Raw genomic sequence first — 26,802 nt, forward strand, 5'->3', positions numbered from 1 at the left:
CCAAGGAGGTCGCGATGTTGATGCAGCAAACCCTCTCCCAGCTCAAGGCCCTCAAGCTGGACGGCATGGCTCGCGCGTTCGAGGAACAGGCGGCGCTGACGGCCAGCACGAGCCTGTCGTTCGAGGAACGCTTCGGCATGGTCGTGGATCGTGAGATCGCCTGGCGCGATACCCGGCGGCTCGAGCGATTGCTCAAGTCTGCGAAGCTCAAGAATCCCCAGGCCTGCGTTGAGGACATCGAGTACCGGCAGAGCCGTGGGCTCGACAAGGGTATCGTCGCTACGCTCGCCGGCTGTGACTGGATCCGCAATGCACAGAACCTCATCCTGACAGGGCCGACTGGCGCCGGAAAAACATGGGTCGCCTGCGCCTTCGGCCAGCAGGCCTGCCGACAGGGATTCTCCGTGCTGTACGTGCGCGTCGCCCGGCTGTTCGAGGAATTGAAGATCGCCCATGGCGACGGCAGCTTCACACGTCGGCTCGCGCAGCTCGCCAAGATGGACGTCCTGTTGCTCGACGACTGGGGACTGCAGGACGTCGACCAGGGCGCGCGCAACGACTTGCTCGAAGTGCTCGACGATCGCGTCGGCACGCGATCCACGATCATCACATCGCAATTGCCCCTTGAACACTGGCACGCCTGGCTGCAAGACCCGACTCTCGCCGACGCAATCCTCGACCGCCTCGTCCATCAGGCTCACAAGCTTGCATTGAAGGGCGACTCGATGCGCAAGAAGAACGCACCTGATCAAAAAGTAGCCTGATCTCGAACACCTGCAGTACAATCTAAGCACAACGCAGCACCTCCCTCCTGGCCTGTTCGACTTCACCGAAACGGGCGTTCAACTTCCCCGAAATACGCAGGGGGGCGGAAAATGATACGTAAAGTCATCGGGATCGTTCTGGTGGTCTGCATTCTGACCGCCTTGAGCGGCCTCATTCGTGGTGGGGGTACAGGCTCCTCGCCTGCTGCTACGGGGCCAAGCCAGGAAGAGGTGAAGAAGCAGGAGGAAACGAGACCACGGGACGAGCAAAGTGCGAAGAGACAGATCGTCACCTTTGGGGTAATCCGGGAAATCTATAGCAACCTGCGCGACCCGGACTCATTCAAGCTTAAGTCGGTGTTCATACCCGACAATGACACGGTCGTGGTGTCATGCGTCGAGTATTTTGCTCGGAATGGTTTTGGCGGCATGAACCGCGAGTATGCGGTCGGCACCAGCTCTCATGGTGATTTCAAGTTCAGCCCGAACAACGCCGGGATATGGAACAAGATGTGTGCGCACAAACTCGGCCAGGACTTAAAAACCTACGGGGAATTCGCGCTCGAGCGCATCAAGGCCGCCAGCAATTGAATGTTCGAGGAGGTTGCGCTCGAAATATGCACTCGTTCATTATGTCGTTTCGGATTGCAACTGTCCGCCCGCGCGATGTTGCTGCGACGCACGATTCACTCGTTGCGGCAGGCCAAGAAAGGATCTTTTGATCGATGTACAGGTCATTTACAGGTTGATGCCAGCTTTCGTTAGTGCGAGCAGTGCAGATGTGAGGTACGGCGTAGCTTTAGCATCCCGAGACTGGCTATGCTTAAATGCATCGACCAGATCGGGTTGCAACGATTTCAGTTCTACGACCTTGCCTTCCACGTATCGGATCTGAGACGACGTTTTTCGAAGCCAGTCGTCGAAGCCGGTCGTTTGAGCGAGTACTGCAACTAGTCCTCGAAAGCGTTCTGCCTCCTGCTCGACCTTCTCTTTTCCGCTTCCCCGAGGCTTCACGCGACGCTCAATCTCGAGGATGTAGACAGTCTTCGGCTCGAAAGTCTTGGGAACAATGGCCTGGATGCGGAGAACCAATATCCCGCGTGGCGGTTCGATTTTGATGTCTTTGGTGACCCATTGCCGGATGGCTGGTGCGACCTCTTCCTTTTCTGTGAACGGTTGCAATGCGATGAGTTCTGGCAGGTCATCACCCACGAAGCCGCGTTTGGCGTCGAGCCATTCAACGCTGAGCAGATTGCGAGGGTGCTTGTCTTTGAGACTTCGCAACGCATTCCACATTTCGAGAAGCGTTCCGTGCGCTACCACCACGCGGTGCATTTCAGGCTTGTCAGTAGCGTCGTCAGTCGTCGGGCGCACGCTGGGATTGTCCACAGCGGCCGGTGGCACAATAATGCTCGACTGTCGTTCATAGACGGTCGTGATGTCGCGCTCTGAACCTAACTGGAACCACGGAGTCGACGTCGTCCTTTTTTCGGGAGGACTTCCACCGAAATTGTGCTCGTCATCGAGCCTGCGCAATTTCAATCGAGATTCTGGCGACAACGTGAACCGCGGACTTCCCTCGTAGGCATCATTTGAGCTTCGCGCGTCTTCGTGGCGGCTCGTCTCATCTTTCAGGGCTCGCACCTCTGAGATGGGGTGGCCGGCCGGGTCCTTCGTCAACTTCATTCGGAGGGCGAGAAAGGTTTTGCCCGGCTCTATCCAGATGCCTTCGGCGGAGACTGGGGCAATTGTCGAGAACCAAGGGGTCACCTGCGGGAAAAATAGTTTCTCCCCCTGGCTTGCCTGTACGCATTGGTCAACGATCGACTTTGCGGCTTGACGACCTTCAGGCGAGTGAAGAATGTGGCCTAGAAAGGATCGGTCCGCTTTCACCATTCGGTCTGTCGGGCGGATGACCCATCTTCCCTCAGAGTTTGTTTCAGGAGTTGCGCTCGTGAGGAACATCTTGATGGCGTCCTCCCACGATTTACATGTGAGCGCTCGAGGAATAATTGCAGAGGCGCCGTAACAACGAAGCAAGAATTCGAGGCACGGAACGATAAGGGTTCGGCCATCGGGAATGTTGAACTCGAGGAACCAGCTGCGTTCCTTCCGCTCGTCTTTGAGCGTCGGCCGATATTTACCGTAGAAGGGCGCGGGGCGGCCAGCCTGTACTTCCTGGACGGGCGAGAAGATGCGCCACCTATCAGGCGAGAAGTCGACCACCGCGCGGAACCTGTCGTATCGAAGATCGCCGACATGGCGACGGTTCTGCCAGACGGAGCCTACCTGGAGATCGCGTAAGTGCGCAAAAGACACCTCCCTGTGAAACGGAGGCTCTCCATCGACATCTAGGCGCTGAAAAGAGACGGCGACCTTGCGCGTCTTTCCCTCTAGTTTTGAGTACATCCCCCCATACCCGAGGACTGCCAGTGGATAGCTTTCGCTCGGAATTCCCGGAACCTGGTCGGTGTGTACCGCATGCCTGATCCATCTGTAACTCATGAACTACGTCCTCATATTGCGGTGTTGAAGCCGGTTCAATACGACGAAAACGTTCTTTTGTTCATCAGCGCATGCTGGCCTGCACTCGTGAATCATGTGGGAGCGTGCGAGATGTTTTGGTGCTGACGGCTTGTGAAAGAGTGTATCCGAGGCTGCCGAGCGCAACGCCGCCTTCGCAAACGTTTGGCTTGCCGAAAACAGCATTTTCGGTAAAAACGCCACACTTTGAAGACCTGTCATTGACATCAATCAAGACTCGAAGATGCTTAGGGGTTCGATAGTGTTGTACTAGATCTTGTGATAGATTGGATATCACATCAATATCTAGTAGATGTGTCGCGTTTCGAGTTGGCAGACGAATAAGGTAAAAATTACCGCCTCTTTTGAGGCGCAAATCCCCACACGCTTCCTAAGGACGGTCACTTCATGGCAACGCCTGAGATTACATTTTTCCCCGTAGGCAACGGGGATATGACGCTCATCAAGCTGTCGAACGGACAGACGATTCTTATCGACATCAATATCCGGCAGCCCGGAGACGGGGTGCGAGATGTGTTAAAGGATTTACGCGACAAACTGTCGGAAGATGAAGAGGGGCGGCCGTATGTTGACGTAATGGTGCTGAGCCATCCGGATCAGGACCATTGCCGCGGGCTGGTCGAACATTTCCACCTTGGACCGTTGATGGACTATCCGGTAAAGGGGGAGGCGTCGAAGATTGTCATCCGTGAAATGTGGTCATCGCCTCTGGTTTACCGTCGCGCCTCGACGCGCCACACTTTAAGTGACGACGCGAAGGCGTGGAACAAGGAGGCAAAGCGCCGTGTAGCAGTGTTCAAGGACGAAGGTGCATTCGACGACGGTGATCGCATCTTGATTATGGGCGAAGATACGGGCGGTAAGACCGATGATGTTCTGGACATTGTAATCAAGGCAGGGGAGCGCATTACTGCTGTCGCAGGGAAATCGTACGAAAATTTCAGCGCGCTGCTTCTTGCGCCGTTGAATGCTGAGAGCGAGGACGATTCCGAGGAACTGACGAAAAACGAATCGAGCGTCATCATCAATTACTCGATTGGCACCGGTGCGGTGCCTGACGCAGTGAAGTTCCTCTCTGCCGGCGATGCAGAAGTGTACATCTGGGACAAGAAGCTTTGGCCTCGCTATAAAAACGATAAAAAGGCACTTGAATACGACTTGTTGTCGACGCCGCACCATTGCTCGTGGCACACGCTTTCTTATCACAGCTGGAGTGAGAAGCGCGAGGAGGCGGAGGTTTGCGAAAACGCTCGAAGTGCCTTGTCGCAGGCGAGGCCCGGTGGATACATTGTGGCCAGCAGTAACAAGATCGTTGACGATAAGAATGACCCGCCGTGTATTCGTGCAAAACGTGAGTACGAAAGTATCGTGAAGGATGCCAGTGGAACATTCTTGAATACCGCAGTCCATCCGACCGAGAAAGATCCGGAGCCGATGACATTTGAAGTCACGTCGGGCGGCGTAAAACCGAAGTGGAAAGCTTCGGCTGCGAAGGCCGCTGCCGGTGCGGCAACTGTTCTGGGTTCGCAACCGCTGTCGCACGGAAAGGGCTGAACTACGATGAACGCTCTTCTGCAGGGAGCGATTCGTTCGCTCGAAGCGCATCCTGCGGTCGAATCGGTCACCATTGAGGAAGCAGTTGATGGTGGTGCAACCGCTCGTGCAATTTTTCGGGTGAACCTTCCATCCCGATGGGCTGCCGCTGGCGGTAGTCCGAACGGCGTGCGATCGCGCGAAGAGGTGCTCTTCGAGTTCCCTCCTAACTTCCCGGAAAGCGCGCCGCGGATTACGCTGCGGGAAGATTTTGCCGACACGCTACCGCATACCTATCTTCACAAGAAAGGGGAGCGCGTACCGCCATGCATCACTTTCGGTGACAAGCGGGATGTGATGCATTCCGACGGGATCATTCGCTTGGTCGATCAAATGTCGGATTGGCTCGACAAAGCGGCTCTGGATCAGCTTGCTGAAAACGAGCATGGCTGGGAGCCCAGTCGGCGTGACGTCGGGTTCAATTTTTTGGAAATGGATATACACAGATTAAACGGTAGACCGCCATTTGGTGGCTGGCGTATGTTCATGTGTACGGCAACATGGAGCAAGAATGGGTTGCTGTCATTGGCGCGTGACCCTCAAGCCGTGTCCCCGTTGAATGATCCAGGCTTCATGCGTGACTTGCCGACGACTCTGAAGGACGACGGAGTCATTTGCTCGGCGCGCGTCCCATTGGTGTTTTGCTGGCCGCAGGCCGACACCAATGGGCTGCCAGAGGTGAACGCGCAGTACAAGGCGGACAAAGTCACAACCTTTGCAGAGTTGGCCGAGCAGGCGACAGAATGGAGGTGTCGCGTTGCGCTCGACGACTTTGTAAGCAATTTCAATCGGCTCCTCGGCGCTTCAAAATCGCGAGTCGAAATCATCCTATATCTCGCATTTCCGATCCGGCGACCGAAGCACGTTATCGGCACGCAGAGCGAGTTTGAGGTGATGGCATACCGAATCTCTTTCGTGTTGGGAGCGAAGCTGTCGGCGGCGGACAATACGCCTGTGACGCCAGTTGCGTTTATCTCACCTGTATCTGGAGCACTGTTGCGGCGCACGTCGGCGCTACGAGAAGATGTCGGCGAATCGCAGTTGACTTTCGTTGGTTGCGGAAGCCTCGGATCGAAGCTTTTAATGCATGTTGCCCGAGCAGGTAGTGGAGCAGCATTGCTCGTTGACGAGAAGAGGCTCGTTGCGCACAACGTTGCACGCCATGTCCTTTTGCCAGAGGATGTGGGGCGGCTGCAGGGAAAGGCAGAGAGACTCGCGAATATCGTTACTAGCTTCGGGGCGATGCGACCGAAGGTGTTTGGCGACGACATCAGAGAGCTGGACTTCTCGAGCGCGAAGTTTCGCGGATTCTTTGGCGGTGGCCGCTGCTTAGTCGTGAATACAACTGGGTCGCCCTCGGTGCGCGAGTTTCTCGCCAAGGCAACTTTCGAGGCGCGAGTCATGGAAAGCGCGCTCATGAATCATGGCACAGCAGCGTTCATGACCGTGGAGGGCCCCGGGAGGAACCCTTCGACGACGGATCTCATCTATCACGCATATGAGCGATTGCGCGGCGTGGGGGCCCTCAAGCAGCCCACCGATTCGAAGGAGTCGGTTTTAGAAATAGGAGTTGGTTGTCATTCCGTCACGATTCCGATGTCAGATGCCCGTGTATCCCTGATAGCTGCGGGCGTTGGTCAGAAGCTTCTCGAGTTTGGCCAGGACGGATTGCCCGATGAAGGTGTGACTGCGGTTTCAACCGTCGGATCCGATGGCATGTCTATCACGTGGTCCGTCGACCATGTTGGTCCGACACAAATTGCGCGCGTTTACGACGACGAAGGGTGGGCGGTACGCGTTCTTGATGCGGCACACGAAAAGATACTTAACGATGTTGATCAATACCCAGGCGTCGAAACTGGCGGTCTCATCGTCGGAAATATTTCACCACTTACTCGACAGATAGTCATTACTGACATCCTCCCAGCGGCGCCGGACAGTACACGCTCGGCGTCCCGTTTCGTGTTGGGAGTCCAGGGGACGGTCGATTCGATCCGTGAATATGAGTCGCTCGGTGGTCGCACTCTTTGGTGCCTTGGTACTTGGCACAGCCATTTGGCGGTGAGCGGCCCATCTCCGATGGATAGAGATACCGCGAGGTTGCTCGATGGAACATTGCGATACGCGGCGGTTTTACTCATCCGGCATCCAGAGGGATACGCTGCTTTGGTCCGAGACGGCACGCTAGGCTAGAAGCAGTCCTTGCAAACTAACAAATTCTTTCGGGGAACGGTCATGGATGCGCTGCAAGCGGTCGCTGCGACCGCAACAACTGGGAAATCGCTGAAGCGTCGGAACATGCTGTGGTTGGTTGCTGTCGGCATCGTGGACGTCATCGCGCTGCTCGTCTTGGTGTTTCATCGACCAGTAGCGGATTTCAGCGCTGACAAGATGGTGGTATTGCGCAGCAGCCTTACCGTGCTGCTGCCCGTGCCTATCCTCTTCCTTTCATACTCGCTCTCGCACACGCAGAAGGCGATCATCGTCTTCTGGCGATTTCGCAATCCGATGCCAGGCTCGCGCGCATTCTCCGTTCACGCACCGGCTGACTCTCGGATCGACTTGGTAGCCCTCAAGACGAATGTCGGGGCATTTCCGGACGATGAGCGTGCTCAGAACGCGATGTGGTACCGACTTTACAAGCTGGTGGAAAACGACACCGCAGTATTGGAGAGCCACCAAAATTACCTGATGTTCCGTGATATTGCATCCATGTCGATATTGCTCTCGCCGCTGGTTCCTGCTGTCCTCTTTGTTCTTGGGGGTGCGATTGCGACGATGGTTTGGTCCGGGGTGTTCTTTATCGCACAGTACCTGATTGCAGCCATCGCGGCGAAGAACAATGGAATACGGTTTGTTCAAAATGTCCTAGCGATTCATGCGACGAAAAAGGTGGCATCGGCAAAGCGAGCTTCGCCGAGGAAGAAAACCGAGGGCGACGCGTGATGGAGTGACACGAGTGGCGCGGGAGCTGATGCGGCATCCGTTTCAGAGTGCTTGATCCGCCACCTTAATTTGGCGGCTTGTAGTGGTGCTTTCCCGGGGACAAGAAATGCCACCGATTTCTGTATGGGCGGTTTCCGCTTGGCTGATCATTGCGTTGATCGTCGAAACTGCCGGCCTTGCATTTGCATTTATTAAACCGCCAGAATTTTTGCACGGCGAATATCTCAACGTCGCGGCGTGCATTTTGTTCGGGGGCATCGGCGGTCTTACATATTGCTTGCGGAGCGTCTACATCAACACCAGTCTCCATAAGCGATGGGATACCTGCTGGCTCCCTTGGTATGTGATTCGTCCTGTGGTGAGTCTTGTGCTTGGCGGAATTAGCTATCTGTTTGTCAAGTCTGGTCTGCTGCTGCTTGGATCAGAGCAGTCGTCTGCAAGTACTCCGCTCGGAGTCTTGACGTTGTCATTCATCGCAGGTCTCAACGTCGATAGGTTCGTTACGAAGATTGAGGAGATCGGCTCTACAGCTTGGGGAGTTGAACCGTCGCGAACGTCAAAAAATTCCTCACAATCACAAACCACGCAAAACTAAATCGAGACTCCGAATGGCAAGGATTCATTTTTTGAATGTTGGTGAAGGCGACTGCTGCATTATCCAGCACAACAACGGAAACCGCGCGACGATGATCGACATCTGCGGCGGAAACAAGTCGGAAGACACTGTCGCCTATGATCGCATGTTAAAAATAGCCGGAGCTGCAACAGAATCAGACGGCGGAGGAAATTTCAACATGGCGGCATGGGCCACCAAGCCGCAAACCTACCTCCGAGAAATCAATATAGAAAGAATTTGGCGGTTTGTGCTCTCGCATCCTGATATGGATCACATGGACGGGTTCAGTGCTTTAATGAACGAATTCCCCATCGACAATTTCTGGCACATGGGTGCCGTGCGGGAGAAACCCGACTTCAAGAACTATGGCCGTTACAAAGAGGAGGACTGGGATCGTTACGCCAGCGTACGCGACGGTAAAGAGGCGGGAACAAGGACACTTAACGTCACGGAGGGTCAAAGGTTTAAGTTCGCGAATCTTGATAACGAAGGTCGCAGTGGTGGCGATGGGATTACCATTCTCGCACCCACGAAGGAACTAGTTGAACTTGCACACAAGACCGGCGATTTCAATGATTGTTCGTATGTACTGCTTTATCAGACCGCTGATCACAAAATCATCTTTGGTGGTGATTCGCACGACGAGACTTGGGGCCATATCCTCGAAAATCATCGTGAGTTGGTTGAGAATTGCGATGTGCTGATCGCGCCTCACCACGGAAGGAGCTCGGGTCGATCGTGGAAATTCCTAGATGTGCTCAAGCCGAAGCTTACTCTTTTTGGCACGGCAAAATCGGAGCATTTGGCATACGGGGCGTGGTACAACCGTAAGCTCGAATACATCACGAATAACCAAGCAGGGAATGTTGTTCTCGAAGTGGCCGACAACGGCGATCTCGATGTCTATGTTGAGAATTCAAATTTTGCCGCTAATCGGAATAGTCTTTTGAGTACCATAAAGAACGGCCAAGGCTATCACATGGTGACCTTCATAAAGTCTAAGACGACTGCAACGGGCGCCTAGAATCCACGAAGAGGAAACGTGAGCGAGAACGCGAACCGCCAAAAATCACCACACCTTTCGCATGCCGGTTTGTCGCATTCGGCAGCAAGAAGTTGCTCGGCGCTCCGATGGTCAGCCACCGATTCCTCCCGTTCACGAACGGCTGCTAGGTAAAGGAAGCGGACGTTTCAACCCCTTGGACAAATCACGGTAATGCGGTCGAACTGAGACATTTGGTCGATGCGGACCGGCTATCTTTCGCGCTGCGAAGCCTGATTTATCTGACCACACCGTCGCTCGCAGGTAAATAGTGGTGGTCGCGATCGATGCATGACGCTGGTTATCGCGTACTGTCGTCAGTTCGGCTCCGCGCCCGAGAACGCGTGTTTCGTGGGTGTAGCGGGTTCGATGTGAACTCGCGCGTCGCAACTTTTCGGCGATCACGGGATGGTCCGCGCCGATCACATGGCCAGGCCGCCGGAAAAATCGCCGCATCACATGCCGCAGGCGGGTAATGTCTCACACCATTCCCTAGCACGCCGGTCAGCTTGCGGCGGAGGCTATCAGATACTCCGCTTCTTCCTGCACGACGGACCATCCCTCGCGCAGCATCCGCACGACTTCGTCGACCACGTCATAGCTCAGTCCGCAGCGCTCGGTGTCTGTGACGCCCATGAGCGCGAGGTCGGAGGCCGATGCCTCTCCAAAGGAAATTTTGAGGACTAGGGAATCCGCCATAGCGCCGGTATCCTCCGTCTCGCCGCTCAGGATTTCTTCGGCCAACAGACCAGCCATGCCGACGAGCATCTTCCAGTTCGCAGGCAGCTCGGGAGCGGCAAACCCATGGTTCAAAGCAATCGCGCGCATCACCTCAGGGCAGGTCCGGGGACGGAACTGGCCGAACCACGCGCTCTCGTCTGGATTGCCACTGTCGTTTTTCCACACGACTGGGTCGCCAGCGCCGCCGAAGCGCTCGTAAAGCATCTTGTGGCCCGCTTCGTGGTAGGCGGTGTTTCGGGGCTCTCTGGCAGCTATCTGCTCTTCCGTGAAATCAATCATGGTTATCGAACCGGTCCGTGCCGTTAGACCAGGGGTATAGCTCAGCGAAAGGGCGACGAAGCCGATAGTGAAGGGAAGCTAGAAAAGCACGCCATCGCACGGACGCCTGACCACAACGATTGAAAGGAATTTGTTAGGATTTGGGCGTACATAGGCAGATAAATAATATTATCAGTCCATCATCAAATTTCGTCTAAACTGGCGATCATGAAAACACGCGAGGTCCTTCCCGTCGACGGCACCGGTTCCGATTTCCCGAACGAAGCGGAGTTGGCGGCATTGCGCGGCTGGTACGCCGGCCTGGATGCACGGGCCGCCGTTTCCCGCTACCTGGGCGACCGCCGGCAAGCTGGTCTGTCGTCGCGCGGTATCCTCGGTCGTATTCGCCGGCAACTCGTCGCGTTCGCCGTACAGCGTCACCGAGAGGACCTGGCTGGCGTCTTTGTCGACCGCCCGTCGAAAGCGTCGGCCGATGGGGTGGCCCGTGCGATCGAAGCGCTGCGCAACGAGCCCATGCCGACGCCGGCGATCACCGACACGCTCGGAGTGTGGTTCCCACCGCGCATCGTTGCGGCGCTGCATGCACACGGTGTCTGGACGCTGGCCGATCTGACGGTGCGGATTCCGCGGCGGCGCCGTTGGTGGGCAACAATCGCAGGACTCGGCGCTGCTGGCGCGCGTCACATCGAGGCGTTCTTCGCCGCGCATCCGGCGCTGGCCGAACGGGCGCGAGCGCTGATTGTCGCTGCGCCGACCGGCAATATCGTGCCGTGGGAGCAACTGCGCGTGCCGCACGACGTTGACGGCTCACATGGGCAGTTCCGGGCACCGCAGGCCGCTTGCCTGTTGAACGCGTCGAACGACTACGAGGCGATCCAGTCCTGGCTAGCACTGCACGAGTCGGTTGCCACGCAGCGTGCCTATCGCAAGGAGGCGGAGCGGCTGATTCTGTGGGCGATCGTCGAGCGCGGCCGTGCGCTGTCGTCGCTGAGCACCGACGACGCAATCGCGTACCGGGGCTTCTTGCGAAAGCCGACGCCGCGCGACCGTTGGGTCGGCCCGTCTCGGCAACGGCACAGTGTCGAATGGCGACCGTTCACCGGCCCGCTCTCGGCGCGCTCAGCGGCATACGCACTGAACGTCCTATCGGCGCTGTTTCGCTGGCTGGTCGAACAGCGCTACGTGCTCGCGAATCCGTTCGCCGGCGTCAAGGTCAAGAGCCAAGCGCAGCGTGCGGGATTGGACGTGTCCCGCGGATTCTCGGAAGGCGAGTGGCTGCTGATCCGCACGCTCGCTTACGGCCTCGAGCGGTCATACGGCTGGAGTATACCGGCCGCGCAGCGTCTGCGGTTCCTGCTGGACTTTGGCTACGCCACCGGTCTGCGCGCGAGCGAATTAGTCAGTGCAACGCTCGGCGATGTCCGTCGCGACGAGCACGGTAATCATTGGCTGCATGTGCTCGGCAAGGGCGGCAAGCTGGGCAAGGTGGCGTTACCATCGCTCGCCCGGACCGCGCTTGATCAATATCTCATTCAGCGCGGGCTGCCGGTCACGCCGAGTCGATGGAACCCGGGGACACCGCTCGTGGGTAGCCTCGACGAAGACGGGGCCGGCATCGAAAGTACACGGCTTTGGCGTGTGCTGCGGCGGTTCTTCGTGCTGGTCGCCGACGCGATCCAGGACGAGCGGCCAGCGACGGCCGAGAAACAGCGCCGCGCAAGCCCCCATTGGATGCGGCACACGCATGCGTCGCACGCGCTAGCTCGCGGGGCTGAGTTGCTCATGGTCCGCGATAACCTGCGCCACGCGTCAATCTCGACGACGTCAACCTATCTGCATAGTGACGAGGTGCAGCGAGCCCGGCAGTTCGATCAGGCGTTCGCTATGGACAAATTCAAGCGCTAACTCCCCAGTAACCCTCGACCTAGAGCTGGGGGGCCGTGGAAGAGTATATGCATACGCGCAATCCAGTCTACGATTTGAGATGTAGTGGGAGCGCCTCTTTTAAGTTGTTTGTTAAAAAATATTGTCAGCGGTAATAATATTCTTTTGCGTTGCGGAAAATTTTTTGTGGTGCAGCACACCTATCTGTTTCAGTCGATGTACGGGATTATATTTGATGTGGATTCCTACGTTTTGTTTGTTAATTTATGACGGTATTGAATTTCGTGGTAAATGTAAGTCTGTCGTATTTAAACATGTAGGAGGCGTGTTGCCAACGTCGACATGAAGTTATGGATGAAACGTCGACGGTAGTTAGTATTGGATGAAATTACGTATCGTCAACATCGACGCGAAAGTTAACTTCGTGAAACGCGTCAGCCAGCTTGGGTTGGTACGCCCAAGGCCAGTTACGGTATACCAAATGAAGGAGCAGTACTAGAGAATCCTCCATCCCACGATGCTGGCCGGCCCTCGCTCGCACTCAAGCCAGATTGCACTAGTTAACAAAGGCGGAAGGAGTCTCGCCAGAAGGCCGTGCCGTCAATCGACATCGTTGTGCCTGCCTGTTCTGTCAGGGGAACGTTGATCCGATATATGCGTCAGCTCAAATGGTCTTCGAAGCATGTGCAGCATTTTTCGGTCTTGAAAAGCGTGACGCTGAACGTAGACTCCGTTCCGCGGAGAACGCAATCAATCCGCCACGAGGGGGCACAGTATCGCCAGCAGCTTGTAAGCATAGGGTTGAATCGGATGTGCGCAGGAGGGTCATCATGAGTTCCGGAACGCTGGCGATGCGAAAGGGTACGTTGGCTCGAAAGCTCGCGGAGCAGGCACGTGCGAACAAGGCCGGTGAGTATCGGCGCTGGATTCACACGAGAGACATGCCTGGCTCAGGCGTCAAAACACGGCTGTTCTGTGAGAAGGCGCCAGCAGACGAAGTCCATCTCATGTCTGAGGCCGAGCATGCTGTCTTCTTGGAGGCTTGGTGGCGCTCCGATGTCGTTGCAATACTTGAGCAGTACGCGCTCAATCGGGACAAGACGCAGCGCGCTGCTGCTGAGCTCAACATCGATCATCCAACATATCGACGGACGGGCGAACCAGCCGTTCTGAGTACCGATCTAGTTCTGCTCGTCCAAAGTGGAAACTCGTACCACCGTGAAGTGCTCTCGGTTAAGGGGGGGTGGCCGCGGGGAATCCGTCCGTTGACACGCTCCCAGGAAATTGAACGGAGGACGTGGGAGAACGAGGGAGCGAGATACAAGGCGGTGGCAGTCTATGGCATGCACGCAGACAGGTCGAAGAACCTAGCGTGGATCTTCCGTGCGGCCAACGACATGCTGGGGCGCGATCTTAGCGAAGCAGAATTGACCGCGCAACGAGCCCTGTATCAGCTTGTTCGACGTTGCCCATCGATGTCGGTGATGGAGGCGTGTCGTGAAGTTGACCGCTCGCTTGCTATCCCTGCAGGGTCGGGAGTAAGGGCATTCCGGCAGCTAGCGGCAACGAAGCGCATTCGCTTCGATCTGGATACCGTAGACCCGCTCGGAATTCGACTTGCGGACGTTCGCGCGTCGACGACAGGAATGTCGCGCAACCGCTGAGTCCTCGTCGTACGCAAGGAGGTGGCCATGTCACCGACAGCTATATTTCAGACCGAAATTGCGGTTGGGGACGTGCTCAAGGAGCGTAACGGCGAGCACGTATATATTGTCCTGAAGACTGGCGCTGGGCAGCGATGGACCCACCTGATCGATACTGAGTATCTACAGAAGTCCGCCGCAAACCACCACGCTCAACCATTCCAACTTAAGACTGACGAGGTGCTGCTCAGACTGTCTCCAAACGTGGAGGCCGAGCTTGCGCTCGAGAAGCTGCCAGGATTGCCTGTCATCGTCTCCGAACGAAGACGTGAGCCCCCCTTTGTGAAGTCAAGGCGGTCTGAAAAGTATCGCGCGATAGTCGAGGATCCAACTCTCTCGAAGGGTTGGAAGCTGATTGAGGCGCTGCTCACGTTCGATCAACCACTTCGTGACGATGGCTCGCACGCGCCGTACTCCACCCACGGTAATGCTTTCGAAGAACTGCTCCATCGCGAAACGCGCGCTAAGCGTATCTCGCGCTGCGCAGGAGTCGTGCACGTCTCGCAGGACACGCTGTACCGAGTTGTCAGGCGTTTTTTTCAGCGTGGAATGACACCGGCTGCGGCTGCAGACGACTACGACCTATGCGGAGGGCGGGGCAAGCCGCGCAACTGGAAACGACGTCCGGGACGTACTGCGACCAAGCGGTTGCTTAGTGCCTCAGCGAGAAACGATGAGGTTCAGCGCTTGCTTCAACTGACGGCCGACTACTATTTATCGTTTGAATATGCGAAGGGAAAGAGAGCTCAGAAAACGATGGAAGCGGCTCTGGACTGGATGCGCGCCACGTTTCTTTGTGACCGAGTCGTCTATAACGAGCGACGGGAGATGATCGAGCTGACGCTCAGTCGAAGGATCGTGCTTACGCGCCGACAGTTACAGTATTACATCCAGCAGAATTACCCGTACGAAGTTCGGAGAGTTCGTCAGGTCGGGAAGAAGAGATACACGCTTCACGAGCGACCGCTGACCGGCAAATTAAGAAATTCCCGGGGGCCTGGTGAGAAATTTCATATCGACGCGACGATCGTCGACCTGTATCTCGTCGGAAATATTCTTAGAACAACGGTTATCGGAAGGCCAACGCTCTACTTGGTTATTGACGACTACAGCGCGCTCGTTGTGGGGTTTTATGTGACCTTCGATCCACCGAGCTGGAACGGTGCGATGATGGCGCTCGTCAGTGCTGTTTCACCGAAGGTGGAGTTCTGCCGATCGTTAGGTATCGATATCACCGAGAGTCAATGGCCTGCTCATCATCTATGCGAGGTATTGTATGCAGACCAAGGGGAGGTGAGCAGTGTCCATAAGGCATGTTCGCTGATCAGAGACTTTCGAGTCGAGCTTGCGAACGCACCAGCATACCGCCCGGACTTGCGCAGCGTGATGGAGCGGCGGTTTGGCATCATTCCGGCGATTTGGAGTTCGTTGGTACCCGGGATTGTGGAGAAAGACTCCCTGGAGCGCGGGGTGGAACATCCTGCTTATCAGGCTGCGCTCAACATACGCGAGCTGCGGCGAGTCATTCTTCGTGCCGTATTGAGTTACAACCGACATCCGATTCGCGGATATCCAACTCCTCCCGAAATGGTGGAGGCCGGGCACGCACCCAGTCCGTTGGATCTATGGACGTACGGTCTGGAAACGAACGGGTATGGGCGGCACATAGATGTTGCTGATTTCCGCGCAAAGGTCATGCAGTCCGTGAAAGTACCCATCGACGGATACGGCATTCGTCACAAGGGACTGCACTACACATGCTCAGATTTGTCGATTGTTGAACGGCAAGCGATGCATCGCGGGAGAAGCAAGGCCGATTCGACCGTTGAGATTTGCTTCGACTCCGCCGACGACAGCAGCATCGATCTGCTCGGGTTGGGCACGCCAATTTCACGTCCGTTGATAGAAGGCGAGCGAGACAAATTCGCGGGCCTTACATATCGGGAGTTGGAGATCTACCGAGACCTGAACTCAAAAAATGTTGCCATGGCTCATGAGGCGGGAGAGCCTGACAGAGCCATGACGGCTTACAACATTGAGAAGATAGGCCGTGATGCAATCGCACAGACGAAGGCCGCGTTGAAGGCCTCTGGGGTACGGCGCCCGGATATCTCGCATATGGAAGAAATGCGTCAGGCCGAACGTTCGATTGAGAGTCGAGTTGGGGCGACCAAACCACAGCAAGCGCAACCTCAGGCGTCTCGCAACGTGTCGAACGGGGGGGCGAAGGTAAATGATCTTGGTATGCCGTCAAGGACGACGCGAGAAGAGAGCTACGACAGTGAAGGGGACGTGAGCAAGGGGACGTGCACTGATAGTACCTTGCATACGTGCGGAAACGCTCGGCAGCGCATCAAGGAACTGCGTGAGAAACGTGCCCGTGCGTTGCTGGATGCGCTTGACGAGTAGGGGCGGGAAATGAACCCAGCCGTAGTGCCTGAGGAGACGGTTGTTAGGCGCAACAAAGCCGCCGTATATACGCCAGAGATGCCATGCCAGGAGATCCTCGAGGCGAAATATTACCAAGGTGACGACCTACCCCTAGAGTACAAGAGCAATCCGCTCATATCGGCGTTAGGCCCGTTGTGGGACAGCAAATCGATGATGCGATCGCTCTCCGTCCCAGTTGCCTCATCCATCTCGGAGCGTTCTCGATCAGAGGAATATCGCTTGCATGTCATTGGTCGTTTATCAGGATTGGTTGTTCCAGTACCTGCAAGTTTAGAAATTTGCCATCTTGTGCAAATGATTGTTCGACAAAATTATGTCGGGAAAAGTGTATTCGTAGATAGTGCTGAAGGGGCTAAGGGTAGGTATGGAGCGGTGCACGAGGGTAAGCTGATTCCAGTATTTGATCATGAAAGAACGCATGCATATTGCGCAGGAATATTTGGATTGTCAGGTGCAGGGAAGTCAAATGTGATTGAGGATGCTCTCAGATTCATGCCGAGGACGATCAATCACGTGAACTACGGGTTGACACAGGTTGTGGTAATTAAGGTTGATTGCCCTACTAGTGCAAGTCTGAAAGATATAATAAAGAGGATGATAGGAGAGTATGATCGATTGCTTGGATTGAAATATTTGGACCATATATGGAGAGGGGCAACGGTTATAGATCTGGCGAACCTCCTGTATCGCATTGCTCAGCGGCATCGGACGGGGTTGATTGTCATTGATGAGCTTCAAAATGCGCTCCGGGCTGTTGAAAGAAGTGACCCTCTATTCGACTTTTTTGTCGGTCTGACCAATGGGCGTGGCATACCGATTATCGTTATTGGCACGCCAAAATCTGAGCGACTGTTCAGGAAAACGCTTCGATCAGCGCGGCGAATTAGTAGTCATGGCGTGTTTCAGTGGAACGGCATGCGGGATGAGCGGGAGTGGAATCGGCTATGCGACCAGTTGGAGAAATATCAGTGGCTTGCAAATGCAAGGCCGCTATCTCATGATATAAGGAAAGAGTTCTATTTTAGAACCCAAGGGTTGCCGGGAATTGCCATCCCCTTGTATCAGCTAGCTCAATACAGTGCTATATACACCGGGATCGAGGAAATTACGAAGGACCTAATTCGTGATGTCTTTGAGGAGAGGATGGCCTCCTTGGCGCCGATGCTTGAAGCGATTCGTTCGAACAATAAAGCAAGGATGGCTCAATACGAAGATCTATTGGGCGATACGTTGAAGGATGTTGTTGCGACGATGGAGGCGCAGGCCAAACGCCACATGTACTTCGAGAATGCTATTCAGCATGACCGGGAGGAATCTGCAATTGATGCGGTTTCGAGATTATTGCTTCTCAACATGTCAGAGGAAGCCGCATCAAATCTAGTTGACATCGTGCAAAAAGAGCTTCCCGCTGCTTCAACAGAAGAGTTATGCGCTGAAGCTATTCGGCGTTTCTATAGCCAGCAACCTCAAAAAAGATCGCCGAGTAACAGAAGGGGAAGGACCTCGACGGTAGTCGATCAATGCGGTTGAGTTATTTATTTTCTCCAATTTGCAATAGGAGATCTTGGATGTCGATCGCACTATTCCCTCTTTGCGATAACGAAACGCTTGAAAGCAATTTTGGGCGTTATGCAGAATTCTTTGGGCTTAAGTCCACGAAATGGTTGCGATGGCAGCTTTTCGGATATTTTGGCAAGCCTGGTATAAGATTGCCAAATTCTATATCGAGGCTCGCTGAGCAGGTGCGTGATTATTGGCGAATGAGTGCTGAAGATGTAGTTAAAAGCCATACAGAATATTTGTATGCGACAAGAATCGTGTCGCCGGCCATGCGAGAGGAGGTTCTCCGTAATATGTTGCAGCCACCGGAAAGGGGTTCGTCTGGTAGGGTGAGCGCCTACGGACAGAGGCGTGAGCGTATTCCGGGGTTGCGGTATTGCGAGGAGTGTTTGGCGCAATGGCGGGATAAGCGTGTTGAGGCGTATTGGAAATTGAATCATCAGTTGCCCGGGGTATTATACTGCGATGAGCACAAGATCGCATTGAAGGTGGTTGATCAAGCCAGAGTTGATTATGATTTCGGGGTAACAATTGGGCGATGTGTGAGCGCTCTCGATCGTGTGATTATTCAGCCGGCGTCTCAATCGGAGTTGAGAGCGCTTATGGATATCGCGAGGTTGAGCGTTGATCGAAGGAGATTCGACGAAAGCATTCCGATGCCGCTGAATTATCGTGACTTGCTGCGGAAGGGTGGATTTTTGCGGTTGGATTCAACCGTAAATAGAGTTGCCCTTGTTTCTGAGTGGTTGGAGTACTTTGGCCCGGAATACTGTTGTCTCACAGGTATAAATGCGCGGCGAATTTTGAAATGGCTGGGCACTATTGAAACGTGTGCATCTGTGGAAAAATTTTCCCATCCATTCATGTATGTTGCTGCTGAATCATTTCTCGAGAATCGAATATTATCTATGGGATCATTTGCGCCGGCTCGTCGAAGGAAATTAATTCCGGTGAGGTGCAAGGGTGAGAATCCACCATGTCTTGATCTGCCGCTGTGCGCCGGAGCATTGCATCAAGATGGCGACATCTACAAAGTATCGGGGTACCTAATCAGGTCTGGTGGTTGGAAGGTGGTATGTTCGTGTGGAATATCATATCGGGTGCTGGATGTCTGTATAGACGAAACGGCGAGAATGATTCCGTTTGCATACGGGGTGCGATATCATAAAAAATTCGTTGAGTTGTTAGAGAAAGGGTTTAGTCCCAAAAAAGCAGCGCGCGAATTGCATCTTGGCGAGACAACAGGATTGTTATGGGCGCGTAAAAGCGAGCCCAAGCACCACGAACCGATATCCATGGCGGAAATTAAAAAAAATCGAACAGAATGGTGTCGTCTCGTTGACGGCGCCCCCCGGACGAGGCGTATCACGTCAGCCCAGCGTGCGAATCCCGGCTTGTATGAGATATTGAACAAGAACGATCATGTATGGTTTTCTAAATTCAATCGAAGTCACAGGTCGTGGCGAACTGAGGCACCATTTCACGTAAACGGTATAGATTTAGAGGGAGGAAGGGCTCGGAAAGCATGGTCTGAAATCATGCAGATGGAACCCCCAGTGCGTGCGACCCGGATTGCTATTCTCGATCGGGCGGGTTTGCCTCTGCACTTGGCTTCTGAGACTCACGCTCGATCTCCACTTTGGGCCGAATTGACGGAAACGCGCGAGGCTCATCGTGAAAGAGTTGTATCGTGGCTATGTTCGTTTTCGACGAAGCATCATATGCGAAAAGGTAATAACTCTATCAATGATGCGATTCGAGGAACGGGGCTAAACATGCGCAGTTTTACCCGTGAGCAGAAGGAGCGGATTCGAGAATTTGTATCGCAAAGTTCAAAGAGTGGTACTTGAGCGCTCGGCGCTATTTTTCGAGATTGAATGCTTTGCATATAAAATGCGGCATCGCGCAACTGATTGTGCTCGACTCGATATGTCACATATTTTTATTAGCGCAAGGAGCGCCGATGGCGCAGACATTGTGGTCTTGTGAGAGGGACTTTCCGATGGTCGGCTACGATTATCTGCAAACTCTGCAATCTTCGAGTCGATGCAATCTCTACCAACTGTAAGCGTTTCCGCAGGAAATTACCGCAGACTTTGTTGTACGCCGATAGCGAGCACGGCGTCGGTGGACGGCGACGTGAACACTTCGCCGCAGACGGCCGCGCTCAGCATCCCTTCGCCGACGTAACCGCCGTGCGCGGGCTCGTGGCCGCTGCCGCCACCGGAGAGGACGGCGACGGGACGCTGCGCGGGCTCGGGCAGCGGCTGGCGGACGAGCACGTGCTCGTCGCCGAGGATCGCGACATGCGGCGACTGCCGTGCGACGCCTTCCAGCATTTCTCGCACGACATCGGACGGGCGGTTGACAAGCTTTTTCATGGCGACGGGTTCCGGACGGGTGAACGAGACTCGGCCGGGCCTACACGGGCGCCGGACGGCCTTTCGTGTTGCGGAGGATCGTGCGGGCGCGCTGTCGCCGAGGGCAGGCGGTCATGTAATGGAGGACCTGCTGCAGGGGCGAAGCGACACGCTTCGCGTCACGATACATCAGGTTGGGACGTTGATGTATGGAATGGGGCGCGATCGCGCCGGAGCGGGGCGGCGGCGCGTCCCCATACGCGGCTACTTCACCGCCGCAATTTCCTTCGCGCGAATCAGCCGTGCGCGCAGCACGTTGCGGCTGATGCCGAGCAGCCGCGCGGCCTGGATCTGGTTGCGGTGGCTGAATTCGAACGCGACGCGCATCACGGTGTCCTCGATGCGTTCGAACAGGTTGCCGTGATCCTCGTCGAACAGGTCGCGCAGCGCGCGTTCGAGTGCGGCCTGCGCGCCGGCGGCCGGGTCGGGTTCCTGCTCCGGCGCGCGCACGGCGGCCGCCGGCACGCCGGGTGACGCGATATGCAGATCGGCCTCCTGCAGCGAATCGTGGCGACTCACGAGCAGCGCATGATGGATCACGTTCTCGAGTTCGCGGATATTGCCGGGCCAGCCGTGTGCCTCGAGCCGGCGCTCGGCGCGCGGGTCGATGCTGCGCGGCCCGTAGCCGAGGCGGCTCCTGTAGTCGTCGAAGAAGTGGCGCGCGAGCGGCAGGATGTCGCCCGGGCGCTCGCGCAGCGTCGGCACCGCGAGCTGCACGACGTTGAGCCGGTAGAACAGGTCGCCGCGAAACTGCCCGTTCGCGACGGCCTGCTGCAGGTCCACGTTGGTCGCGGCAACCACGCGCACGTCGATCGGCACGCCGGTGCGCGAGCCGAGCCGCACGACCTCGCGCTCCTGCAGCACGCGCAGCAGCTTGACCTGCATCGATAGCGGCAGGTCGCCGATCTCGTCGAGAAACAGCGTGCCGCCGTTCGCGGCTTCGAACCAGCCGGGCTTCGCGCTGAACGCGCCGGTAAACGCGCCTTTCTCGTGGCCGAACAGCTCGCTCTCGACGAGCGTCTCGGAGAAGGCGCCGCAGTTCACCGCGATGAACGGCCCGTTGCTGCGGCGGCTGAGGCCATGCACGTGACGCGCGATCAGTTCCTTGCCGGTGCCGGTCTCGCCGACGATCAGCACGTTCGCGTCGCTCGGCGCGACCAGGCGAATCCGGTCGAGCAACGCGACCGAGCGCGGATCGACGAACACCTGCGCGCGGGCACGAATGGATGTCGCCAGCGCGGGCCGGTCGGGCAGCGTGAGGACGGGCGCGGCGTCGGGCCACGCATCGGAAGGAGTGTGGTTCACGAGTAGAAGCCCGGCGTCGGATAGGTTCGCTTGAGCGCCCATTCGCCGATCTCGCGAATCTTGTACGCGAGCGGGTCGTGGAGCGTGTGGGTGCGCAGGTTGCGCCAGTGCCGGTCGAGCCGCAGCGCGCCGTGCGTCGCGCGGGCACCGGCGACGTCGAACATGCGCGTGCAGAGATCGAGCCCGGTGCGCGCGGCCGACACCTTCGCGGCTGCCGTGGCGAGCGCGACCTGGCCGCGTTCCGCTTGGGTGAGCGCCGCATCGCGCGACCATGCGGCGTCGAGCCGGTCCGCCGCGCGGTCGGCGAGCACGCGCGCGGCCTCGAGCCCGACCCAGAATTCGCCGTACTGGCCGAGGATGTACGGATCGTCGCCGGTGCTTTCGACCTGCGCGCCGGGCCACGGCCGTGCCTCGTGCAGCGTGTAGTGCCGCGCGTCGTTGAACGCGGCTTCGGCGATGCCGAGATACACGTTCGTCAGCACGAGCTGCGCGACGAGCGGGCGCAGGCACGCGAACGGCGTCGACAGCGGGCCGGGGTCCGTCAGCAGTTCGTGATCCTCGACGCGCACTTTCTCGAATGTGACCGTGCCGCTGTCGGTCTGGCGCTGGCCGATGTTGTTCCAGTCGTCGGCGATCGAGATGCCGCTGCGCTGCGTCGGCACGGCCGCGATCAGGAACGCGCGAGTCTGCGCATCGTGCGCGGACGCGATCAGCATCTGTGAATCGAGCGCCCCCGAGCAAAAGCTCTTCTGGCCGCTGAATTCATGCCATGCGCCGCGCGAGCGGCTGACCGTGCGCGCGTCGAGCGGGTTCAGTGCATTGCCCCAGAACCACTGCTGGCGCGCGGTGCGCTCGAACCACGATTCCCACTGCGCGGGCGCGCCGAACAGCCGCACTGTTGCGAGCATCAGGTGGTGGAAGCCGAACACGTGCGCGAGCGAACTGTCGGCCGCCGCGAGCACGCGGACGACGTCGAGTGTCGTGCGCCAGCTCGCGCCGAGGCCACCGTAGGCGGCGGGGATGCTCAGCGCGAGCAGGCCGCTGTCGCGCAACTGATCGCGCTCGGCCTTGGGCGTGCCGCCCTGCTGGTCGCGCTCGGCCGCGGTGCGCGCAAAGCCGGCCGCCAGGCGCTCGGCGGTTTGCAGCGCGTCCGGGGGCACAGGTTCGTCGCGGGATGGCGCGACGACGCGCAGGCCTTCCGCGCGGGGCGATACGGAAATGGATGTCATGGCGGTGAATGCGTCGGGTTGCTGCACGCGTGCGCTCAGGTCATACAGGGCGCTGCTGACCGGGTGCTGCGTGATCAGCAGAGTGTTCAACGTTTTGCGCAACGCCGGAAACATCGATTTCTGATAACCAATGCGGGATTGCTGCGCTGGACGCAGCCGCACGTGGCGATGTCGCGCGGTGCGGCGATCCGCGCCACGCAAGGTGACGATGCAACAGCCATGTCGACGCTGCTGCAAGGATGCGACGCGCTGCACAGGCACATGAATGCGGAAAGTGGCCGCCAACGCGTGCGGAAGGGCGCCGCGCGCGTGCCGGAATCCGTGCCGAAGCGGAAATGCGCGCCTTCCGCACACCGTGTTGCTGATCACGCAGCAGTCCATCAGCAGCGCTGTTTCCCCGAGTTCATCGCGCTGCGGAATATGGTTGTGATGCCGTCGCGGGCACGCTTATCAACGTGCGGTGAACAACCGGGACGCCATGACAGGCCGTCGAGCGCGATGCATTTCGTCATGCAGACGATTGATTTCCCGGTCGATCTTCGAAATGGCACGCTCCTTGCTGACCCATGACGTGACGGGTGCGTCGGCACCTGAATCGACAATGGGAATGCAATCGATGAGCAATGCAATCAACGTGGTCGCGATATCGGGCGGCCTGCAGCGGCCGTCGCGCACGCTGGCGCTGACTGACGCGATCGTCGCGGCGCTCGGCGCCGCGCTGCCGATCGAAACACGGCTGATCGAACTCGGCGAGATCGGCGGCCGGCTGGCCGGTGCGCTGACGCGCGCGCAGGTGCCGGCAGACCTCGAGGCGCAGATCCGCGCGATCGAGACGGCCGATGCGCTCGTCGTCGCGAGCCCGGTGTATCGCGCGTCGTACACGGGCCTTTTCAAGCACCTGTTCGACCTCGTGCATCACGAAGCGCTGATCGACGTGCCGGTGCTGCTCGCGGCCACCGGCGGCAGCGAGCGTCATGCGCTCGTGATCGACCATCAGCTCCGTCCGCTGTTCAGTTTCTTCCAGGCCCGCACGCTGCCGATCGGCGTGTACGCGTCCGAAAGCGATTTCGACCAGTACCAGATCACGAACCCGGCGCTGCGCGCGCGTATCGCGCTCGCCGTCGATCGCGCGGTGCCGCAATTGCGCCCGCATGCGCTTTCCGTCGCGGCCGCGTAGGCCGCCTGCGTTTTCTCTTCCGACCAGGACACACTCATGAGCCATACCGACCCTTCCGCCGACGGCGTCAAGTTCGCCTACTGGGTGCCGAACGTCAGCGGCGGCCTCGTCGTCAGCACGATCGAGCAGCGCACCGACTGGAGCCTCGAATACAACCAGCAGCTCGCACGCACGGCCGAGGCGGCCGGCTTCGACTACGCGCTGAGCCAGATCCGCTTCACGGCCGGCTACGGCGCCGAATACCAGCACGAGTCGGTGTCGTTCAGCCAGGCGCTGCTGCATGCGACGACGAAGCTCAAGGTGCTCGCCGCGATCCTGCCGGGGCCGTGGCATCCGGCCGTGGTCGCGAAGCAGCTCGCGACGATCGACCACATCTCGAACGGGCGCATCGCGATCAACGTCGTGAGCGGCTGGTTCAAGGGCGAATTCACCGCGATCGGCGAGCCGTGGCTCGAGCACGACGAACGCTATCGGCGCTCGAAGGAATTCATCCAGGCGCTGAAGGGCATCTGGACGCAGGACAACTTCACGTTCAAGGGCGACTTCTACCGCTTCAACGACTACACGCTGAGCCCGAAGCCGGTGCAGAAGCCGCACCCGGAGATCTTCCAGGGCGGCAGCTCGCGTGCGGCGCGCGACAACGCGGCGAGCGTGTCGGACTGGTACTTCACGAACGGCAATACGCCGGAGAACCTGAAGGCGCAGATCGACGACATCCGCGCGAAGGCGGCGGCGAACAACCATCGCGTGCGCATCGGCGTCAACGCGTTCGTGATCGCGCGCGATACGGAGGAAGAGGCGAAGGCCGTGCTCGACGACATCATCCGGCACGCGCACGTCGAGGCCGTGCACGCATTCGGCGACGCGGTGAAGCAGGCGGGCAAGGCCTCGCCGGAAGGCGAGGGCAACTGGGCGAAATCGACGTTCGAGGATCTCGTGCAGTACAACGACGGCTTCCGCACGAACCTGATCGGCACGCCGCAGCAGATCGCCGAACGCATCGTCGCGCTGAAGGCGATCGGCGTCGACCTCGTGCTCGCGGGGTTCCTGCATTTCATCGAGGAAGTCGAATACTTCGGCCAGCGCGTGCTGCCGCTCGTGCGCGAGCTCGAGGCACAGCGGCAGGCGGTTGCCGCGTAATGCGGAGGCCGGTGTGCGGTGGCAATCACGCATGCCGCGCGCGGGCCGTCCGAACGGGTGACGCCGATCGCGCTTGCGCGTCATTCCGATTCGACGTTTCGGATATCGAAACAGGAGGCTGGCGGAGGCTTCGCGGTACCGCCGGCCGGTTCATGAGTTTTGCCGGAAATCACATGTCCACGGAAATCATCGAAGAAAACGTGCAACCGCAAGTGGGCGCCACGCCCGTTCCCGTCATCGGCTCGGATGCCGAGGCACTCGACGTCGCGCATCAGGTCGCGGCACGATTGGTCGAACACGCCGCGTTGCGCGACCGCGAGCGGAAGCTGCCGTTCGACGAGATCGAGCTGTTCTCGTCGAGCGGCCTGTGGGGCATTACCGTGCCGCGCGAGTACGGCGGCGCGGAGGTGTCGAACGTGACCCTCGCGGAAGTGATCGCGATCGTTTCGCAGGCGGACCCGTCGCTCGGCCAGATCCCGCAGAACCACTACTGCCTGATCGAGGACATTCGCCTCGAAGGCACCAATGCGCAGAAGCGCTTCTTCTTCGATCTCGTGCTGAAGGGCACCCGCTATGGGAATGCATTCTCCGAAGCGGGTGGCAAGAACGTGCTCGACATCCAGACGCGGGTGCATCGCGACGGCGACGCGTTCGTGCTGAACGGCCGCAAGTTCTATTCGACCGGCACGCTGTTCGCGCACTGGATTCCGGTGCTCGCGCTCGACGAATCGGACCAGGCCGTGCTCGCTTTCGTGCGGCAGGGCGCGCCCGGTTTGACCGTCGTGGATGACTGGAGCGGCTTCGGGCAGCGCACGACCGCGAGCGGCACGGTGATCGTCGAGAACGTGCGGGTGAGCCCGTTCGAGATCTTCCACACGCAGCGTTCGTACGACCGCCCGACCTTCGCGGGCCCGTTCGCGCAGATCACGACCGCCGCGATCGATCTCGGCATTGCGCGCGCCGCGTTGCAGGACACGATCGCGTTCGTGCAGCAGCATGCGCGCCCGTGGATCGACAGCGGTGTCGAACGCGCGAGCGAAGACCCGCTGACGGTCGCGCAGATCGGCGACATCGCGTACCGCGTGCACGCGGCCGAAGCGCTGCTCGCGCGCTCGGGCCGCTTCGTCGACGCGGCGAAGCGCGAGCCGAGCGAGGAGACGGTGGCGCAGGCCGCGATCGCGGTGGGCGAGGCAAAGATCGCGACGACCGAGGTATCGCTGCTCGCGGCGAGCAAGCTGTTCGAACTCGGCGGCAGCAAGTCGACGCTGGCGAAATACAACTTCGACCGCCATTGGCGCAACGCACGCGTGCATACGCTGCACGACCCGGTGCGCTGGAAGTATCACGCGATCGGCAACTACTACCTCAATGGCGTGAAGCCCGCGCGCCATTCCTGGAATTGACCGGC

General features: G+C 57.9%; 20 protein-coding genes and 2 pseudogenes. 16 read left to right on the top strand and 6 right to left on the bottom strand.

Going from position 1 to position 26,802, the window contains the following annotated elements:
• Positions 1–14 precede the first annotated feature (14 nt).
• On the top strand, positions 15–764 hold the full coding sequence (gene istB / locus LXE91_RS32975; RefSeq protein WP_046543512.1) for an IS21-like element helper ATPase IstB: 750 nt from the start codon (positions 15–17) through the stop codon (positions 762–764).
• A 111-nt stretch (positions 765–875) separates the two neighbouring features.
• On the top strand, positions 876–1,355 hold the full coding sequence (locus tag LXE91_RS32980; RefSeq protein WP_039364527.1) for a hypothetical protein: 480 nt from the start codon (positions 876–878) through the stop codon (positions 1,353–1,355).
• Positions 1,356–1,502: 147 nt separating this feature from the next.
• Here LXE91_RS32980 and LXE91_RS32985 read toward each other — a convergent pair whose 3' ends face one another.
• Positions 1,503–3,269, bottom strand: coding sequence for a hypothetical protein (locus LXE91_RS32985; RefSeq protein WP_039364525.1), 1,767 nt, complete (start codon positions 3,267–3,269; stop codon positions 1,503–1,505).
• Positions 3,270–3,740: 471 nt separating this feature from the next.
• Between LXE91_RS32985 and LXE91_RS32990 the strand changes: the two genes are divergently transcribed.
• The 5 genes from LXE91_RS32990 (at position 3,741) to LXE91_RS33010 (ending at position 9,487) form a co-directional block, all read left to right on the top strand.
• Positions 3,741–4,862, top strand: coding sequence for a ComEC/Rec2 family competence protein (locus tag LXE91_RS32990; RefSeq protein ID WP_052760079.1), 1,122 nt, complete (start codon positions 3,741–3,743; stop codon positions 4,860–4,862).
• A 6-nt stretch (positions 4,863–4,868) separates the two neighbouring features.
• Positions 4,869–7,094 carry a ThiF family adenylyltransferase gene (locus LXE91_RS32995; RefSeq protein WP_076841463.1) on the top strand — a complete coding sequence of 742 codons (2,226 nt, stop codon included), beginning with the start codon at positions 4,869–4,871 and terminating at the stop codon, positions 7,092–7,094.
• Positions 7,095–7,136: 42 nt separating this feature from the next.
• Positions 7,137–7,847 carry a hypothetical protein gene (locus LXE91_RS33000; protein WP_046196802.1) on the top strand — a complete coding sequence of 237 codons (711 nt, stop codon included), beginning with the start codon at positions 7,137–7,139 and terminating at the stop codon, positions 7,845–7,847.
• A 106-nt stretch (positions 7,848–7,953) separates the two neighbouring features.
• Complete coding sequence (locus LXE91_RS33005; RefSeq protein WP_076841464.1) at positions 7,954–8,442, top strand: hypothetical protein; 489 nt, start codon at positions 7,954–7,956, stop codon at positions 8,440–8,442.
• A gap of 13 nt (positions 8,443–8,455) precedes the next feature.
• Positions 8,456–9,487, top strand: a complete 1,032-nt coding sequence (locus tag LXE91_RS33010; protein ID WP_052760043.1) for a ComEC/Rec2 family competence protein — start codon at positions 8,456–8,458, stop codon at positions 9,485–9,487.
• 279 nt (positions 9,488–9,766) lie between these two features.
• On the opposite strand, the pseudogene LXE91_RS33015 reads toward LXE91_RS33010, so the two are convergent.
• A pseudogene (locus LXE91_RS33015) lies at positions 9,767–9,964 on the bottom strand (integrase); the annotation flags it as partial.
• 45 nt (positions 9,965–10,009) lie between these two features.
• Positions 10,010–10,525, bottom strand: a complete 516-nt coding sequence (locus LXE91_RS33020; RefSeq protein WP_039364519.1) for a hypothetical protein — start codon at positions 10,523–10,525, stop codon at positions 10,010–10,012.
• A 207-nt stretch (positions 10,526–10,732) separates the two neighbouring features.
• Between LXE91_RS33020 and LXE91_RS33025 the strand changes: the two genes are divergently transcribed.
• The 5 genes from LXE91_RS33025 to LXE91_RS33045 all read left to right on the top strand — a co-directional run bounded on the left by LXE91_RS33025 (position 10,733) and on the right by LXE91_RS33045 (position 19,973).
• Positions 10,733–12,430: a phage integrase family protein gene (locus LXE91_RS33025; RefSeq protein ID WP_046543597.1), complete on the top strand. Its 1,698-nt coding sequence runs from the start codon at positions 10,733–10,735 to the stop codon at positions 12,428–12,430.
• Between the two features lie 809 nt (positions 12,431–13,239).
• Positions 13,240–14,073 carry a TnsA endonuclease C-terminal domain-containing protein gene (locus LXE91_RS33030; protein WP_076841465.1) on the top strand — a complete coding sequence of 278 codons (834 nt, stop codon included), beginning with the start codon at positions 13,240–13,242 and terminating at the stop codon, positions 14,071–14,073.
• Between the two features lie 27 nt (positions 14,074–14,100).
• Complete coding sequence (locus LXE91_RS33035) at positions 14,101–16,521, top strand: DDE-type integrase/transposase/recombinase (RefSeq protein WP_039364513.1); 2,421 nt, start codon at positions 14,101–14,103, stop codon at positions 16,519–16,521.
• 9 nt (positions 16,522–16,530) lie between these two features.
• On the top strand, positions 16,531–18,093 hold the full coding sequence (locus tag LXE91_RS33040; protein WP_046196801.1) for an ATP-binding protein: 1,563 nt from the start codon (positions 16,531–16,533) through the stop codon (positions 18,091–18,093).
• A 38-nt stretch (positions 18,094–18,131) separates the two neighbouring features.
• Positions 18,132–19,973 (top strand): TnsD family Tn7-like transposition protein, encoded by a 1,842-nt coding sequence (locus LXE91_RS33045; protein WP_076841466.1) that lies wholly within the window; start codon positions 18,132–18,134, stop codon positions 19,971–19,973.
• Positions 19,974–20,234: 261 nt separating this feature from the next.
• Here the strand turns inward: LXE91_RS33045 and LXE91_RS33050 are convergent.
• The 3 genes and pseudogenes from LXE91_RS33050 to LXE91_RS33060 form a co-directional block, all read right to left on the bottom strand.
• Positions 20,235–20,504 (bottom strand): annotated as a pseudogene (locus tag LXE91_RS33050) (dihydroxyacetone kinase subunit DhaK); the annotation flags it as partial.
• A gap of 243 nt (positions 20,505–20,747) precedes the next feature.
• A complete protein-coding gene (locus tag LXE91_RS33055; protein WP_039364509.1) occupies positions 20,748–21,848 on the bottom strand; it encodes a sigma-54 interaction domain-containing protein in 1,101 nt (366 codons plus the stop codon).
• Positions 21,845–23,191: an acyl-CoA dehydrogenase family protein gene (locus LXE91_RS33060; protein ID WP_039364507.1), complete on the bottom strand. Its 1,347-nt coding sequence runs from the start codon at positions 23,189–23,191 to the stop codon at positions 21,845–21,847. The genes LXE91_RS33055 and LXE91_RS33060 overlap by 4 nt, the downstream gene beginning before the upstream one ends.
• On the opposite strand from LXE91_RS33060, the gene LXE91_RS33065 reads away from it, so the two are divergent.
• The 4 genes from LXE91_RS33065 to LXE91_RS33080 all read left to right on the top strand — a co-directional run bounded on the left by LXE91_RS33065 (position 23,141) and on the right by LXE91_RS33080 (position 26,797).
• A complete protein-coding gene (locus tag LXE91_RS33065; protein ID WP_176731185.1) occupies positions 23,141–23,647 on the top strand; it encodes a hypothetical protein in 507 nt (168 codons plus the stop codon). The genes LXE91_RS33060 and LXE91_RS33065 overlap by 51 nt on opposite strands.
• Before the next feature lie 46 nt (positions 23,648–23,693).
• The gene (gene msuE / locus LXE91_RS33070; protein ID WP_039364563.1) at positions 23,694–24,254 is read left to right on the top strand and encodes an FMN reductase; all 561 of its coding nucleotides are present in this window, start codon (positions 23,694–23,696) and stop codon (positions 24,252–24,254) included.
• Between the two features lie 36 nt (positions 24,255–24,290).
• Positions 24,291–25,394: a dimethylsulfone monooxygenase SfnG gene (gene sfnG, locus LXE91_RS33075; RefSeq protein ID WP_039364505.1), complete on the top strand. Its 1,104-nt coding sequence runs from the start codon at positions 24,291–24,293 to the stop codon at positions 25,392–25,394.
• 173 nt (positions 25,395–25,567) lie between these two features.
• Positions 25,568–26,797, top strand: coding sequence for an SfnB family sulfur acquisition oxidoreductase (locus LXE91_RS33080; protein ID WP_046196799.1), 1,230 nt, complete (start codon positions 25,568–25,570; stop codon positions 26,795–26,797).
• The last annotated feature ends 5 nt before the right edge of the window (positions 26,798–26,802 follow it).

Source organism: Burkholderia contaminans (assembly GCF_029633825.1).
In the GTDB taxonomy this organism is placed as follows: Bacteria; Pseudomonadota; Gammaproteobacteria; order Burkholderiales; family Burkholderiaceae; genus Burkholderia; species Burkholderia contaminans.

Bases quoted from the DNA above. Each gene is read 5' to 3' on its own strand.
- istB (WP_046543512.1), top strand. From the start codon at position 15: ATGTTGATGCAGCAAACCCTCTCCCAGCTCAAGGCCCTCAAGCTGGAC.
- LXE91_RS32980 (WP_039364527.1), top strand. From the start codon at position 876: ATGATACGTAAAGTCATCGGGATCGTTCTGGTGGTCTGCATTCTGACC.
- LXE91_RS32985 (WP_039364525.1), bottom strand. From the start codon at position 3,269: ATGAGTTACAGATGGATCAGGCATGCGGTACACACCGACCAGGTTCCG.
- LXE91_RS32990 (WP_052760079.1), top strand. From the start codon at position 3,741: ATGACGCTCATCAAGCTGTCGAACGGACAGACGATTCTTATCGACATC.
- LXE91_RS32995 (WP_076841463.1), top strand. From the start codon at position 4,869: ATGAACGCTCTTCTGCAGGGAGCGATTCGTTCGCTCGAAGCGCATCCT.
- LXE91_RS33000 (WP_046196802.1), top strand. From the start codon at position 7,137: ATGGATGCGCTGCAAGCGGTCGCTGCGACCGCAACAACTGGGAAATCG.
- LXE91_RS33005 (WP_076841464.1), top strand. From the start codon at position 7,954: ATGCCACCGATTTCTGTATGGGCGGTTTCCGCTTGGCTGATCATTGCG.
- LXE91_RS33010 (WP_052760043.1), top strand. From the start codon at position 8,456: ATGGCAAGGATTCATTTTTTGAATGTTGGTGAAGGCGACTGCTGCATT.
- LXE91_RS33020 (WP_039364519.1), bottom strand. From the start codon at position 10,525: ATGATTGATTTCACGGAAGAGCAGATAGCTGCCAGAGAGCCCCGAAAC.
- LXE91_RS33025 (WP_046543597.1), top strand. From the start codon at position 10,733: ATGAAAACACGCGAGGTCCTTCCCGTCGACGGCACCGGTTCCGATTTC.
- LXE91_RS33030 (WP_076841465.1), top strand. From the start codon at position 13,240: ATGAGTTCCGGAACGCTGGCGATGCGAAAGGGTACGTTGGCTCGAAAG.
- LXE91_RS33035 (WP_039364513.1), top strand. From the start codon at position 14,101: ATGTCACCGACAGCTATATTTCAGACCGAAATTGCGGTTGGGGACGTG.
- LXE91_RS33040 (WP_046196801.1), top strand. From the start codon at position 16,531: ATGAACCCAGCCGTAGTGCCTGAGGAGACGGTTGTTAGGCGCAACAAA.
- LXE91_RS33045 (WP_076841466.1), top strand. From the start codon at position 18,132: ATGTCGATCGCACTATTCCCTCTTTGCGATAACGAAACGCTTGAAAGC.
- LXE91_RS33060 (WP_039364507.1), bottom strand. From the start codon at position 23,191: ATGTTTCCGGCGTTGCGCAAAACGTTGAACACTCTGCTGATCACGCAG.
- msuE (WP_039364563.1), top strand. From the start codon at position 23,694: ATGAGCAATGCAATCAACGTGGTCGCGATATCGGGCGGCCTGCAGCGG.
- sfnG (WP_039364505.1), top strand. From the start codon at position 24,291: ATGAGCCATACCGACCCTTCCGCCGACGGCGTCAAGTTCGCCTACTGG.
- LXE91_RS33080 (WP_046196799.1), top strand. From the start codon at position 25,568: ATGTCCACGGAAATCATCGAAGAAAACGTGCAACCGCAAGTGGGCGCC.